This is a genomic window from Streptomyces sp. NPDC088124, from assembly GCF_040685895.1.
Lineage (GTDB): Bacteria > Actinomycetota > Actinomycetes > Streptomycetales > Streptomycetaceae > Streptomyces.
Window position 1 is genome coordinate 22,847 of sequence record NZ_JBFBJB010000064.1, and the last position, 13,397, is coordinate 36,243.

Below are 13,397 nucleotides of genomic sequence, written 5' to 3' on the forward strand. Positions count from 1 at the left end.
CACGAGCGGCTTCGGGGTTAAGTACTACTGGTCCGTGTCCGCACCGGGCCATAGCCCCTCGAGGGCGGGGCCGCAGTTCTCTGGTAAGTGCGCGACGACAAGTGCTGCGGCCTCCTGTGGTGTGTTCGTCTTGCCGATCAGCTCGTAGTCGGAAGCGTAGACGTTGTAGCCGGGGTCGCCGGTGGCGATGGATGGGAGGTTGTGGAGTGGCCAGGTACCGCGGGTCGCTCGGCGGAACGCCAGTGTGCCGTGGCTGGGGAACAGCGCGCGCAGGCGTGGCTGGGCGGAGGCGGCTTCGGCCACGTCCAGGTCACCGAGCCGGATTGAGCTGCCCCGAGTTTCGTAGAGTCCGATCTTGATTGGTTCAGGCGGACTGCGGGATCCACTCATGGCGACGATGTTGTGCCAGCTCTATGCCGCAGATCCCAAGCAGTCGCTGCCAGCCACGCGCGGAGCTCTGTACGCGAAGTTCACCGGCCTGCTCCACCGTCGTATGAGCAGCAGGGACCAGTCAGGCATCCGGAACCAGGCCGAGGCCACCATGGCGCGCTTCGGCCCCGCAGCCTTGTCGCGGGCCCACGACCTGATCGACCAACTGCCCGACACGATCGACAGCCTGGCATTCAACCATCACAGCGGCAGCGAAACATCCTGGTTGAACGCTCTGGCCGCCCTGGACAGCGCCCGGCGCCCCCGCGCCGTTCCGGAAGACGACTGGAACGGTTTCCTGGCCTCCGTCCTTGGGCGCAGCGGGCTGCTCACTCGCTCCGGAGACGGTTTCACCTTCCTCCACCAGACCCTTCAGGAGTACTGCGCTGCACGCCACATCGCGCGAATCCCCTCTTCCCATGCCTATGAGCTCGACCGGCTGCTCGGCCTCTGGAAGGAGGATGGGGGGACAAACCCGTGGGGTGCGCCGTTGGACGCCGCCTCCTACATCGGGTTCCTCATCGACCCCGGGACCGCCTCGCCAACCGATCCCTTCAGCTCTCTCAGGGCCCTGGCGGTGCCCGGCAACATCCGCGGGTGCCTGTTGATCGCCACCCAGCTGTCCCTGGGCACCCTGCTCGCCGACCAGTGGAAACCACTGGTCCAGGCGGCCGTGCAGGCCATGGCAACAGCGAGCGCGGATCCCGGCAACGACGCCACCTCACGTGTCTGGGCGGCGATCGTGCTGGCGGAACTGAACCTCGACGAGGGCACCACCGCGCTCGAGACGCTGGCGGACGACCGGCTCCTGGACGGGGAATTCAACGAAGACCCGCACAGCCCGGATTTCAGCGACCGTCTCCTCGCTGCCAGGGCCTTGCTGGAACTGCACCTGCAGCGGGGAAAAGACGCCTGCCACCGGCTCGTCCACGACTCCTACCTGTACGACTCCGTCCGGGTACGCGCCGCTGACGTGCTCCTGGCTGCCGGGGACGAACGGGCCTGCTCCGCCTTCACCTACCTTGCCGAAGCGGACATCCTTTTCGACGACCGTCTCGACGCGGCCACCCGGCTCACAACCCTGGACCCTGAGGCGGCAGTTCGCGCGCTGCACCAACTAATCGGACACTACCGGGGCGACCCGGACTGGCTCGACTGGTGCAAGGATGCCGCAAAAATCCTGACCAATCTGGGCGACCCGCGCGGCCAGCAGATCATCAGTGAGCTCTGCGCCGAACTCTGACCATCTGCGCCGAGAGCCCAGGCGGCCGCTGCGGATCTCCCCCTCAGCGAGCCGGACGCCATCGCCGCCCACGCGTCCCCTACGTCCCACGCCAACTCGCCCACGCGCTGGTGGCCGTCGACCACAAAGCGGGGCGGGGCAGCACAGGGCAGTGGCTGCTGCGGATCATCCAGCAGGTCTACCGCTACCTCCACGACGATGACGTCTACGGCTCCCCCCATCCGGGATCTGGTCGCCGAGGAACTGCACCGACCAGGCCCGCGTGTAGTCATTGCCCACTCCCTGGGCAGCGTCATCGTGTTCGACATGCTGACGCGCAAGGACATCGGCCCCGGCCCGGATGGCCTGCAGTACCAGGTCACCTGCGGCTCGCCGCTGGCCTGGCCGACCATTCACCGCTCCCTGGGCTATGACGGGCTGCTTCGGATCCCGCAGGGAATCGAGTGGCTCAAGCTCCACGCAGCCGGCAACGTCGTCGCCCAGTCACGCGGCCTGGCCCACGTCGCACCCGACGTACACGACGAAGCTGTCCGCAACGGCGTCGGCGAACCGCACTCCGCCGTCCGCTACCTGCCCAGCAGCCACTCGCAGACCTGATCGCCAAGACCACCGCCGGCTGAGCAACCGTACTGCCGAGCCTGTCCGGACCGAAACCGTCGCCCTACGCGACCGCTCCCTGCCCGAACTCCGCGAGGACTCCAACGCAGCGGTCACCTCCACCATGACCGACTACCCTGGACCGCCCGAGGATTCCAGCATCAGCGAGGAGACCGGGCGCCTCTTCTGACCGGCGCACACTTGCACCGGCACGCCCGTCTCAGACTTCACCCGTTGCCGGGGGCGGGCCGCTCAGGCCCAACCGGTGCGCACAAAGCCCGCTCCACCTGCCCGGACTACGGAGCCGTCGCCAACGGATTGAACAATCACTTCGCCAACGGCACTGTGATCACCAGGAACTCCCCGAAGGCGTTCGCACGGGCCCAGCCACGCAATAACACGTCCTGGAGTACTTGAGTCGCCGTCCGGAACTACCTGCGGCGTCCCAGGTCAACGCGACATTTAGTGGAGAAAATGCAGGTCATCTACCCTTGAAGACTGTCCAGTTCTATTTGAAGCATCGCAGTTCAAGAGCATCATCTGCATGGAGATCACATCATCTCTTGCTGGACGCGACACACTGGCTGCAGGCCCACATGGTGCGCAACGAGATCCGGCAGCGCTGGTTCGAGTTCTTCCAGGACTTCGACATCGTGCTCATGCCGGTCACGCCGACGGCTGCCCCCGCTCATCACAACAAACTGATCGACTGGTTCGGGCGGCCCTTCGAGGTCGACGGTGTACGACGCCCTTACTGGGACCGGGTCAAGTGGAGCGCCGTCGCCAACGTCTCCGGAGGGCCGGCAACGACCATCCCCGTGCGCAAGGGCAGAAGCGGACTGCCCATCGGGCTGCAGGCCATGGGCCCGAGCGGAGGCGATCTCACCACCATCGAATTCGCCGCGCTGCTCGGCCGGGAAGTAGACGGGTTCGTGCCGCCTCCGGCCCTCGTCCAGATCTGACCGCCCAACCCGGGGAACCAGGAAAACGACGCACACCACCCGACCCGCACGTGTCACGGCCGCCGCCGGATTCCGCCTGCCACTTCTCCAGAGCACACCGCGACCTCGTCAGCGACGACCGCATCGCACACGACGTCTTCGGCGCCGCAGCCAGCCGGATCGCGACCCAGCCAAGGTCGTGGCCAGGTCGTAGATCTCGTACAGGGCGATCCTGCCGGGCCCTCCTGTTCGGGGAAGCCCGGATACCCACCTGCTTGTGGTCACGCTGGGGGCGACACTGACGGCCCGCGTTCTTGTAGACGCCTGGACCAAGGACATCTCGGCGTTGAGCTTCTCACATGCCTCCGAGAACCCCCGCCCCGGATCGCCCCGCACCAAAGGATCAGGGCCCTCGGAAGCTCGAGGGCGCGAAGCCGTCCGAGCACCCACGGGCCCTGTTGCCGCGTGACGAGCACATCCCGCTACATGTTGATCATGTGGCCGGCGAGGCCGTGGACGGCTTCCTTGACCGCTTCACCGAGGGTGGGGTGGGCATGGACGTTGCGGGCGACCTCGTGGACCGTGAGGTCCCACTGCTGGGCCAGGGTCAGCTCGGGCAGGAGTTCGGTGACGTCGGGGCCGATGAGGTGACCGCCGAGGAGCTCGCCGTACTTGGCGTCGCTGATCAGCTTCACGAACCCGCTCGCGTCGCCCAGGCCATGGGCCTTGGCGTTCGCGGTGAACGGGAACTTGGCCACCTGGACGTCGAAGCCCTTCTCCCGTGCCTGCGCCTCGGTGTAGCCGAAACTGGCGATCTGCGGCTGGCAGAAGGTGGACCGAGGGATCATCACGTAGTCCAGCTCCATGGTCTCCGCGCCCGCGATCGTCTCGGCCGCGACCACTCCCATCGCCTCGGCGGCGTGCGCGAGCATCAGCTTCGCGGTGACGTCGCCAATGGCGTAGATGTGCGGAACCGAGGTGCGGCAACGGCCGTCGACATCGATCGCGCCGCGCTCGGTGACCCGCACGCCGGTGTTCTCCAGGCCGTAGCCGGTGACGTTCGGCGCGAAGCCGATCGCCTGCAACACCTTGTCCGCCTCCAGGACCTGCTGCGCGCCGTCCTTGCCGGTGACCGTGACCCGGACCTGCGCGCCCGACTCGTCGATCGACTCGACACGCGTCGAGGTCAGCACCTGGATCCCCAACTTCCGGTACTGCTTGGCGAGTTCAGCGGAGACCTCGACGTCCTCCAGCGGGGCGATCCGGTCCAGGAACTCCACGATCGTGACCTGCACACCGTAGTTGTGCAGGACATACGCGAACTCGACGCCGATCGCGCCGGCACCGGCGATCACGATCGACTGCGGCAGGTCCTCGGCCAGGATCTGCTCCTCGAACGTCACCACGCGCGACGTGCGGCGGGTGCCGGGCAGCAGCCTGGGGCTCGCCCCGGCGGCGATGATGCAGTGATCGAAGCCGATGGTGCGGGTGCTGCCGTCGAAGTCGGCCACCTGGAGCGTGTGCGGGTCGAGGAACGTGCCGCGGCCGCCGATCTCCGTGATCTTGTTCTTCTTCATCAGGTAGTGGACGCCCTTGACCCGGCCGTCCGCGACCTTCCGGCTGCGGCGGAAGGCCTCCCCGTAGTCGAAGGAGACCTCACCCTCGACCTTGATGCCGAAGGTCTTCGCCTCACGCGTGAAGATGTGCGCGAGCTCGGCGTTGCGCAGCAGGGCCTTGGTGGGGATACAGCCCACGTTCAGGCAGACGCCGCCCCAGTACTTCTCCTCGACGACCGCGACACTCTTGCCCAGTTGGGCGGCCCGGATGGCGGCAACGTACCCGCCGGGGCCCGCGCCGAGTACGACGACGTCGAAGCGCTCACCCTGCTCGTCCATGGACGGCTTCCTTTCCGCTGGGACGGCCCGCCCCCGCGAGGGGCGGACGCACTCCCGATCGAACGATCTGTTCATCAACACGCCGACGGCGGCATCCGCCACCTCCCGCAGCGGGGAAACGGTGGAGGCGACCGTATGGTCCGCCATCTCGGCAGCGGCTTCCCGACGTCAGCTTCAGCGCAGCGGCGCGGTGATCTATGCCCGCCCAGTCCTCATCGACGGCGGGCCGACGCCCCGTCGGCTTCGTGTACTCCGGCCTCGGCGGCACCGAGCCTGAGAGTGTCGAGGCCGAAGGCGGCGACCGGGCCGTGCGCACCGGGCTTGAGGACGGCATCCGGCTGAGCCGCGTGGACGGCACCCCACGCCAGCAGGGAGCCCGTCATCTCGTACGGATCGGGTCCGGTGAGCGCCGACGTGGCCAACGGTCGGCCCCGACTGTCGCGGGCGACGGCGATCACCAGGGAACGGCCGTCGGGATCCGGCTCGCGCTGCGATCCCGGGAGCCGCTCGGACCACCGCTCCAGGGCGGCCCGCACCTTCGCCGAGCGCAGCAAGGGTGCCTGGATCGTGGCGGCGATCTGCACCGGGCGCGTCCACCGTCCGAACCACCCGAGGCCCACCTCGACGCTCTCCAACTGGGGGAAGACCTCCGGCAGTCCGAGATGCTCCGTGCCCGGGACGGTCATGGCCGCACGTTTCACGCCGCCGTAGTGGAAGGTACGCACCCGCTTGCCGACGCGCTCGTCGACCACACGGGCGGTGGCCCAGGGACGCGGGCTGCGGTGGGCGAACCCGTCCCCGGCCGCCGCAGCGACCAGCGTCTGACGGGTGCCTCCCGTGGTCAAGGTGTAGGCGTCGCGCAGGGTGCTCCGGTAGAGCAGCTCGTCGCCCTGCCCGGCACGGGTGATGAAGTAGCCGGCCTCCACGTGGCGTGCCCGCTCGCCCGCCCGCGTCAGGGCGAGCGCGCCGGCGAGGTTGCCCGGCACGTAGTCGTAGCCGAACTCGGGCACGAGGGTCGCTCCCCGGACGGCCGCGACGGCGTCCAGCTCAAGCAGGACGCGGCGGGCGAAGGTCCCCTCCCCCGTCGAGTCGAAGTAGTGGGCCCCCGCCCGGGCGGCAGCCGTGACCACGGCCATACCGAGCCGCATGAACGGGCCGATCGTGGAGACGACGACATCGCTGGGCTCCAGGAGGCGCGTGAGGTCGGCCGTCGAGGTGACGTCGACCTCGGCCACCGGCAGGTCCGCCTCGAAGCGGTCCGCCAGGGTCAGCATCCTGGCGCGGCTCCGCCCGACCAAGGTCGGCTTCTCTCCTCGTGCGAGCAGTTCCCGGAGCACGCGCTGCCCGGTGTACCCCGTCGCACCCAGCAACACGATCCTGCGCTTTTCCACGGCTCCGCCTGCCTTCCGGAGGGCACTGTCACGACATCGAATGACCGTGAGTCATTCACTGACCTCAGGTCATTGAATATACGATGGTGCGCATGCGAGGCCCAAACCGACGACAGATGTATGCGGAGCAGACCCGGGCGGACCTGGTGACGGCCGCACGGAAGCTGTTCGTGGACAACGGGTTCGCGGATACGTCGGTCGAGGCCATCACCGGGGCGGCGCGGGTGAGCAAGGGCACCTTCTACAGCCACTTCCCGGACAAGAAGGCGATGTTCGCCGAGCTCTACACCGAACTGCTACAGCAGGTCGGCGCCCTGAGCGACGCGACGTGCGAGGCGATCCGTGCGACAGGGCCGGACCAGCCCGCCATGACCGCGGTCGCCGACCTCACGCACGCCTTCCTGCGGCGGACCATCGACGACCCCCTGCACCGGGAGCTGATGGCCCAGGCACCCTCGGTCCTGGGAGGGCAGTACCGGCACATCAACGACACCGTCGCCCAGCCGCCGATCGAACGGCTGCTGACCGTGATGGCCGAACGCGGTGAACTGCAACCAGACGTTCCCGTCGCCACTGTCGCCCGGTTGCTGCTGGCCGGCCTGTGCGAGGGCAACCAGATCATCGCGGCCTCGGCGGACCGGGAGGACTCCCTGACCAGGACGTTCCATGCGCTCACCCTGCTGATGTCGGGCCTGGCGGCCGACACCGTCAGTGCCCGCGGTTGAGCTGAACCGGGGCCTGACGGGCGGCGTCGGCGTATGACGACCCGCCTCGGCCGCGGTGGCCTGTCGTCAGCGTGCCGCCTCGTCCTCGAACCCTGGCCGACCGCAGGGGCCGCCGGAGGGACAGCACGTTCTTCGCGGCGAGGTGCCGCATCGTCGCGCCGGCATTCCCGGTATTCGTCGGCTTCCCCAGCGGCAGTCTCGGCATGGGCGCAAGCATCGGCTTGTGCGCAGGAAGCTCTTACGGCATCGCCGTCCTCCCCGAGACCTCACACAGGGAACCCGACACGCCAAGCGCTGACCACTGTGTTCAACTCCCGACTTCGCACACATCCGTTCCGCCGCTCTTGATCGTGGGTGCCCTCCAAGGAGATCGCCGATGCGCTCATGGACGGAAACCCGCGCTAAACAGCCCTTGCGTCAGCCAGGGATGGCCGCAGATGCGCCAGCAGCGCTGTCGGCTGCTCCTCCGGGATGAAATGGCCGCACTCCGGGATCTCGGCACCGGTGACGTCGTCCGCGTACTCGCGCCAGATTTCCAGCGTCGGCAGGCGGGAGGGCAGCCCCACGGAACCCCACAGCGCCAGTACCGGCATGGTGAGGCGCCGGCCCTCGGCGGCGTCGATGTCGTCGAGGGCGACGTCCTGCTCCATGGCGCGGTAGTCGTCGAAACTCGCGCGCAGGGCACCCGGACGGGAGAACGCCCGGACGTAGGCGTCGACCGCTTCGGGTGTCAGGCCGTGGCGGTTGTAGGTCCAGCGCTCGAAGAAGTACTCGAGATATCCGCGGATGTCGCGTCCCACGAGGCGCTCTGGAAGGTCGGGTTGCATCTGGAACAGCCAGTGCCAGTATCCGGAGGCGAGGGAGGCATCCAAACGACGGAACATCTCCCGGGTGGGCACGATGTCGAGTACGGCCAGCCGCTCCACCTGCTCGGGGCGATCCAGCGCCCAACGGTGCGCCACACGGGCGCCGCGGTCGTGCCCCACGGCCGCAGCCTTGTCGAAGCCGAGCGCTTCAACGAGACCGGCGATGTCGGCAGCCATCCGCCGCTTGTCGTAACCCGCCGTGGGCTTGTCACTCAGGCCGTAGCCGCGCAGGTCGGTCGCCACAACAGTGTGGTCGGCCGCGAGATCCGCCAGCACCGGCCGCCAGCAGTCGGAGGTCTGCGGCCAGCCGTGGAGCAGCACGAGCAGGGGGCCGGATCCCGCTCGGACGTAGTGCAGGCGGACCCCGTCCGCCTGCTTGACTCCGGTCGTCACTGTCGGCTGTCCCATCAATGCGCCTCTTCGGCACGACAAACCGTCCCATATCCGGCGAGTACGCGTCTGCGGCGCGGACGAATGCGCCCTGCGCTTCGTGGACCGCTCCCCCTGCCCGCAACCGCCACTGGTGCCCCATGTCCCGCTGCGGCAACCGCACAAAGATCCGCCTCCACCAGGCCGGGCCAGGCGGAGTGAGTACACCCCGGCAGACTGACCCTCTCGAGCTCCTGGTGCCACCGCGCTCAGGTCACTCGGCGGGCCTCAGACGAAAGGCGGGGCCTGGGATGCTCTCGATGTCTTCCGGCTCTACGGCGTGGCCCAGTTCGCAGCGGATCTGGGCGTCGACGTGCGCCCCGCATCCACGGTGCCGCGCCAGCATGGCCGGGCCCTCGGGGTCGGCGCGGTAGCGGTCACCCCACTGCAGGAGCCCCATCACGGCCGGGACCAGGTCCATACCCTTGGGCGTGATCACATACTTCGGCCGGCTCCGCGAGCCCGGCTCCTTGTAGGCCTCGGTGGCCAGGATCCCTTCCTCCACCAGCATCTTGAGCCGCGCCGCGAGGAGGTTGCGAGGACAGCCCAGAACACGTTCGAACTCGCCGAAACGGGATGATCCATACCAGACCTCGCGCAGGATCAGGATCGTCCACTTCTCACCCACGACCTCAAGAGTCCGGGCGATCGAGCAGTTCGACGTGTCCCGATCCAAACGGGGGTCCCTGCCGGCGTCCTGAAGAGTTTCGGTCCTCGCATCCATGCAGTGATACTAACCTCTCTTGAGTTTACTTTTCTATACTCAGCCAGTAGCGTCATGACCAGCAGCTCCCCCGGCCGCACGCGAGAAACGGGCGCACAAGGGGACCTGCCCGAAGAATCACATCGAGCACCGGAACACCCACACAGAAAGGCCGCCGGCATGAAGGCGTTCGTCGTCGAGAAGTACGGCAAGGACGGCGTACGCGCCGCGGAGGTACCCGAGCCCGCCGTCGGGGACCGCGACGTCCTGGTCAGAGTGAGCGCCGCCAGCATCAACCCGCTGGACAAGATGGTCCGCAACGGAGAGTTCAAGCAGCTCCTGAAGTACAAGACCCCGTTCGTGCTCGGCCACGACGTGGCGGGCGTGGTGACGCGGGTCGGTTCCGCCGTACGCGGCATCGAAGTCGGCGACGAGGTCTACGCCCGCCCGCGCGACCTGCGGGTGGGGGGCTTCGCGGAGTTCATCGCGATCGACGTGGACGATGTCGCGCCCAAGCCGGCCTCTCTCTCCCTGGAGGAGGCAGCCGCGGTGCCGCTGGTGGCCCTGGCCGCCTGGCAGGTCCTCGTCGAGCGCGCGCACGTGAAGCCGGGGCAGAAGGTGCTCATCCACGCCGGAGCCGGGGGGCTCGGGTCGACGGTCATCCAGCTCGCCAAGCACCTCGGCGCCACGGTGGCGACCACCACGAACAGCGAGACCGAGGAGCTGGTCAAGAACCTCGGCGCCGACCTCGTCGTCGACTACACCAAGGAGGATTTCTCGAAGGTGCTCTCCGGCTACGACCTGGTGCTGGACTCCGTGGGCGGGGCGAACCTCGAGAAGTCGCTGACCGTGCTGAAGCCCGGCGGCCTGGCCATCAGTGTCGTCGGCCCACCCGACGCCGCCTTCGCCAAGCAGCTCGGCGCCCCCTCCGTCCTGGCACTGGTCATGAACACCCTCAGCCGCAAGATCCGCAAGCGGGCCAAGGCGCTGGGCGTGCGCTACGAGTTCTTCTTCATGGAGGCCAACGGCTCCCAGCTGCGCAAACTCGGCGCCCTCTACGACAGCGGGAAGCTCCGCCCGGTCATCGACAGCGCCTTCCCCTTCGACCAGACGCTCGAGGCGATGGCATATGTCGAGCAGGGCCGCACCAAGGCCGGCAAGGTCGTGGTCTCAATGGTTCCCGGCAACGACTGAGACGCGGCCGGCAACAGCCCCTCCGTTCCGGCACGGTCATCAGAGGACGACCCCGTTGGCGGTCCACATCGCGACTATGTCGCGGAGAGCTGCAGTTGCAGGGGTTCGGGTCATTCGGCACGCCGTATGCCCGCGGCACAGTGCGGCGCGCGGCTTCAGATGCCCGCGCGAAGTGTGCCCTGCCGCCCCACATCCCGGTAGATCCTTCCTCGCCACTACTCGGCCCAGAACGCGCGCAACCGCGACAACGGTGGCACGCTGTCGCCGTGGTCGATGAGATCCGGCTGTACGGACGCGGTCAGACCGCTCGCATCAGCGGCCTACCGGTTGTCATGATCGGTACGGCTGCCGCATGCGTTCCCCTTTCGTTGACGCGCGGCCCTCCTGCCCCCCCCTCGCGCAAGGCTGTGTCCTGCTCACGGCGGACATGCTCAGGACGGCATCGTCCGCCCGCCGAGCGACGCACGTTGCCAGGTGGGAGTGCGGTCCTTGTCGACCAGGGCGGCCCGGACGCCCTCCAGGAAGTCCGGCGTGCGGATGGTCGTGCGCGTGCGGGCGAGTTCGGCCTCCAGGCACTCGCGCAACGTGCGCTGTCCGCCTCGGGCCAGCAGGGCGTGGGTGATCTCCAGGCTCTGCGGTGAGGCGGACTCCAGGGCGCCCAACGCGGCTGCCGCCCAAGGGGTGTCCAGGTGACGCAGGCGTTTGTCGATCTCGCCGAGGGTCGGCGCGCCGAAAGCCCAGTCCACGTCCCCGCGAACCTCCGCCAGCCTGCTCTCCGCCACCGGGGAACGGCCGACGAGACGGTTCAGGACGACGTCCACCGGCTCATCGGGGCTGTCGGCCAGGGCGTCCCCCACCGTGTCCAGCAGGTCCGCGGGAACGAAATGCGTGGCCAGCCCCGTGTACAAGGCATCGGCCGCGTCGATCCGCTGCCCCGTCAGCCCCAGGTACATGCCGATCGCGCCGGGCAGCCTCGGCAGAAAGTAGCTCGCCCCGATGTCCGGGAAGAACCCGATCCCGGTCTCGGGCATCGCCAGCACCGCGCGTTCGGTGACGACACGGAAGCCACCGTGCACGGACAGCCCCAGACCGCCGCCCATGCACAGACCGCCGATGAGCGACACGACCGGCACGGGATACTTGGCGATCCGGGCGTTGAGCCGGTACTCGGAGGCGAAGAACCGCTCACTGGCCTCGACATCGCCGGCGAGGCTGTGCTCGCGGATCGTACGGATGTCCCCACCGGCGCAGAACGCCTTCGTGCTGGTACTGGCGAGCACCACGGCGGACAGCGGTGCGTGCTCCCATGAGGCGAGCGCACGGTCGATGGCGGAGACCATGTCCGTGGTCAGGGCGTTGAGCGCCCCGGGCCGGTTCAACAGGACGCGGCCGACGCCCCGGTGGACGTCGGCGAGAATCTCGGCCGCAGCGGTGTCAGGCATGGCTCGTCATCTCGTCCCCGCGGACCTGGCTGTCGTGGCCATCACGTTCCTTGACTCGCTGTCGGCGCCGCGGGCTTGAGGGGTAGGCACCAGGCACCTCAAGATCCTTGCACAAGGCGCGGAGCGCCTCGACGAGCTTACCGGCGGCCACGGCGGGGCTGCGGCACCGCCTTCGCCCCCCGCCCTGGGACGCGTTCGCCGCCGGTACCCCAGGCTCCAGGTCGAACTCATCACCGCGACACGGCAGCTCGCCCTGCGCCCGTCCGGTTTCGATCCTGCTCTCGTCATCGGCGTTCCCTCCAGCAGCCGCCTTGTGACCGAGCACCTCACCGACTGCACGACCTCGCACTGGATCAGAGCGGCCCCGGCCTCCAGGGCCCGGGGCGATTGCGCCGTTGGACGTCCCCGGTCGAGATGGGGCCCATCTCCGATGCCCTGAAGGGCCTCCTCGCATCCATGAGGCTGATATCACCCCATCTGAGTTTACTTTTCTATACTCAGCCGGTAGCGTCATGACCGGCACATCGACCCGGCTGCCGCAGGGGAACCCGGCACGGCACCCGCCCGAGAAGGAGCACCACCATGGGAGTAAGCCCACAAGCACACGAGTTCGCGGAGTTCCTCGCGAGCGTGAGCGCGAAGTCGGCGACACCGGGCCTCGACCTGGCCGTCATCCGTGACATCGTCGACTCCAACCACAAGGCGTCGAGCGAGCCGGAAGGCGTCACCTACGCCGAAGTGGACGCGGGCGGCGTCCCCGCCCTGTGGGCCATCCCCGAGGGCGCCAACCCCGACCGGGCGCTGCTCCACTTCCACTTCGGCGGATCCGTCACCGCCTCCATGCACTCCGACCGCAAGGCCGCCGGCCATATCGCGAAGGCGGCCGGCGCACGGTCGCTCGTCGTGGACTTCCGTCTGGCGCCCGAGCACCCCCACCCGGCGCAGCTCGACGACGCCGAGACCGCCTACCGGTGGCTGCTCTCCCAGGGCTACCAGCCGCAGAACATCGGCAGCACGGGCCACTCGATCGGCGGCACCCTCGCGGTGATGCTGCCGCTCCGCCTCCTCGCCAAGGGCGAGGCGACCCCCGGTGCGATCGTCAGCGTCTCGCCGTGGACCGACCTGACCATCCAGCACGCGTCGGTCGACGAGAACGAGGACAACGACAAGATGCTCAGCCGCACCACCCTCGAACTCTTCCGGGGAGCCTGGCTGCAGGACTCTTCGGTGGACTTCGCCGCCCCCGAGATCAGCATCGCGAACGCCGACCTGACGGGCCTGCCGCCCACGATCGTCTACTACGGCGAGTACGAGACCCTCGCCGACGACGGCGCCGAGCTCGGCCGCCGACTCTCCGACTTCAAGGTGACCTCCGAGGTCCACGCGATGCCCGAGGGGCAGCACTCGTTCGTCCTCGGCGCGGGGCGCGTACCCGAGGTGGACCAGGCCATCGGGCAGATGGGCCAGTGGCTCCGCAAGCACCTCGGCGCGTGAGCGAAAGCCGCGCCTGACGTCAGGTCTGCCCCTCAGGCCGCCGCACCA

13 protein-coding genes are annotated in these 13,397 nt (G+C 68.4%); 7 read left to right on the forward strand and 6 right to left on the reverse strand.

What is annotated here, in order from left to right; all coding sequences use genetic code 11:
• Positions 1-24: 24 nt before the first annotated feature.
• Positions 25-390 carry a DUF6193 family natural product biosynthesis protein gene (locus AB0P17_RS35985; RefSeq protein WP_365817901.1) on the reverse strand — a complete coding sequence of 122 codons (366 nt, stop codon included), beginning with the start codon at positions 388-390 and terminating at the stop codon, positions 25-27.
• Here AB0P17_RS35985 and AB0P17_RS35990 point away from each other — a divergent pair.
• The 3 genes from AB0P17_RS35990 to AB0P17_RS36000 all read left to right on the forward strand — a co-directional run bounded on the left by AB0P17_RS35990 (position 389) and on the right by AB0P17_RS36000 (position 3,231).
• Complete coding sequence (locus AB0P17_RS35990) at positions 389-1,672, forward strand: hypothetical protein (RefSeq protein ID WP_365817903.1); 1,284 nt, start codon at positions 389-391, stop codon at positions 1,670-1,672. The two genes, AB0P17_RS35985 and AB0P17_RS35990, sit on opposite strands and share 2 nt — an antisense overlap.
• Positions 1,673-1,870: 198 nt before the next feature.
• Positions 1,871-2,269, forward strand: a complete 399-nt coding sequence (locus AB0P17_RS35995) for a hypothetical protein (RefSeq protein WP_365817905.1) — start codon at positions 1,871-1,873, stop codon at positions 2,267-2,269.
• A gap of 563 nt (positions 2,270-2,832) precedes the next feature.
• Positions 2,833-3,231: an amidase family protein gene (locus tag AB0P17_RS36000; RefSeq protein WP_365817907.1), complete on the forward strand. Its 399-nt coding sequence runs from the start codon at positions 2,833-2,835 to the stop codon at positions 3,229-3,231.
• A 461-nt stretch (positions 3,232-3,692) separates the two neighbouring features.
• Here AB0P17_RS36000 and lpdA read toward each other — a convergent pair whose 3' ends face one another.
• Both lpdA and AB0P17_RS36010 read right to left on the reverse strand, forming a co-directional pair.
• A complete protein-coding gene (lpdA, locus tag AB0P17_RS36005; protein WP_365817908.1) occupies positions 3,693-5,105 on the reverse strand; it encodes a dihydrolipoyl dehydrogenase in 1,413 nt (470 codons plus the stop codon).
• A 212-nt stretch (positions 5,106-5,317) separates the two neighbouring features.
• Positions 5,318-6,496: a saccharopine dehydrogenase NADP-binding domain-containing protein gene (locus AB0P17_RS36010; protein WP_365817910.1), complete on the reverse strand. Its 1,179-nt coding sequence runs from the start codon at positions 6,494-6,496 to the stop codon at positions 5,318-5,320.
• 92 nt (positions 6,497-6,588) lie between these two features.
• Here AB0P17_RS36010 and AB0P17_RS36015 point away from each other — a divergent pair, with 92 nt between their 5' ends.
• Positions 6,589-7,221 (forward strand): helix-turn-helix domain-containing protein, encoded by a 633-nt coding sequence (locus tag AB0P17_RS36015; RefSeq protein WP_365817912.1) that lies wholly within the window; start codon positions 6,589-6,591, stop codon positions 7,219-7,221.
• Between the two features lie 401 nt (positions 7,222-7,622).
• Here AB0P17_RS36015 and AB0P17_RS36020 read toward each other — a convergent pair whose 3' ends face one another.
• Together AB0P17_RS36020 and AB0P17_RS36025 are read right to left on the reverse strand one after the other, a co-directional pair.
• Positions 7,623-8,480 carry an alpha/beta hydrolase gene (locus AB0P17_RS36020; RefSeq protein WP_365817914.1) on the reverse strand — a complete coding sequence of 286 codons (858 nt, stop codon included), beginning with the start codon at positions 8,478-8,480 and terminating at the stop codon, positions 7,623-7,625.
• 250 nt (positions 8,481-8,730) lie between these two features.
• The gene (locus AB0P17_RS36025) at positions 8,731-9,240 is read right to left on the reverse strand and encodes a helix-turn-helix domain-containing protein (RefSeq protein ID WP_365817916.1); all 510 of its coding nucleotides are present in this window, start codon (positions 9,238-9,240) and stop codon (positions 8,731-8,733) included.
• 159 nt (positions 9,241-9,399) lie between these two features.
• Between AB0P17_RS36025 and AB0P17_RS36030 the strand changes: the two genes are divergently transcribed.
• The gene (locus AB0P17_RS36030; RefSeq protein ID WP_365817918.1) at positions 9,400-10,413 is read left to right on the forward strand and encodes an NADP-dependent oxidoreductase; all 1,014 of its coding nucleotides are present in this window, start codon (positions 9,400-9,402) and stop codon (positions 10,411-10,413) included.
• A 431-nt stretch (positions 10,414-10,844) separates the two neighbouring features.
• On the opposite strand, the gene AB0P17_RS36035 is transcribed toward AB0P17_RS36030, so the two are convergent.
• Positions 10,845-11,855, reverse strand: a complete 1,011-nt coding sequence (locus AB0P17_RS36035; protein ID WP_365817920.1) for an enoyl-CoA hydratase/isomerase family protein — start codon at positions 11,853-11,855, stop codon at positions 10,845-10,847.
• Positions 11,856-12,039: 184 nt separating this feature from the next.
• Here AB0P17_RS36035 and AB0P17_RS36040 point away from each other — a divergent pair, with 184 nt between their 5' ends.
• Both AB0P17_RS36040 and AB0P17_RS36045 read left to right on the forward strand, forming a co-directional pair.
• Positions 12,040-12,294: a hypothetical protein gene (locus tag AB0P17_RS36040; RefSeq protein ID WP_365817960.1), complete on the forward strand. Its 255-nt coding sequence runs from the start codon at positions 12,040-12,042 to the stop codon at positions 12,292-12,294.
• A gap of 143 nt (positions 12,295-12,437) precedes the next feature.
• The gene (locus tag AB0P17_RS36045; RefSeq protein WP_365817922.1) at positions 12,438-13,349 is read left to right on the forward strand and encodes an alpha/beta hydrolase; all 912 of its coding nucleotides are present in this window, start codon (positions 12,438-12,440) and stop codon (positions 13,347-13,349) included.
• Positions 13,350-13,397: the final 48 nt, after the last annotated feature.

What these genes read in the sequence shown, in the direction of transcription:
- AB0P17_RS35990 (WP_365817903.1), top strand. Translation starts at nt 389, where the DNA reads ATGGCGACGATGTTGTGCCAGCTCTATGCCGCAGATCCCAAGCAGTCG.
- AB0P17_RS35985 (WP_365817901.1), bottom strand. Translation starts at nt 390, where the DNA reads ATGAGTGGATCCCGCAGTCCGCCTGAACCAATCAAGATCGGACTCTAC.
- AB0P17_RS35995 (WP_365817905.1), top strand. Translation starts at nt 1,871, where the DNA reads ATGACGTCTACGGCTCCCCCCATCCGGGATCTGGTCGCCGAGGAACTG.
- lpdA (WP_365817908.1), bottom strand. Translation starts at nt 5,105, where the DNA reads ATGGACGAGCAGGGTGAGCGCTTCGACGTCGTCGTACTCGGCGCGGGC.
- AB0P17_RS36015 (WP_365817912.1), top strand. Translation starts at nt 6,589, where the DNA reads ATGCGAGGCCCAAACCGACGACAGATGTATGCGGAGCAGACCCGGGCG.
- AB0P17_RS36025 (WP_365817916.1), bottom strand. Translation starts at nt 9,240, where the DNA reads ATGGATGCGAGGACCGAAACTCTTCAGGACGCCGGCAGGGACCCCCGT.
- AB0P17_RS36030 (WP_365817918.1), top strand. Translation starts at nt 9,400, where the DNA reads ATGAAGGCGTTCGTCGTCGAGAAGTACGGCAAGGACGGCGTACGCGCC.
- AB0P17_RS36035 (WP_365817920.1), bottom strand. Translation starts at nt 11,855, where the DNA reads ATGCCTGACACCGCTGCGGCCGAGATTCTCGCCGACGTCCACCGGGGC.
- AB0P17_RS36045 (WP_365817922.1), top strand. Translation starts at nt 12,438, where the DNA reads ATGGGAGTAAGCCCACAAGCACACGAGTTCGCGGAGTTCCTCGCGAGC.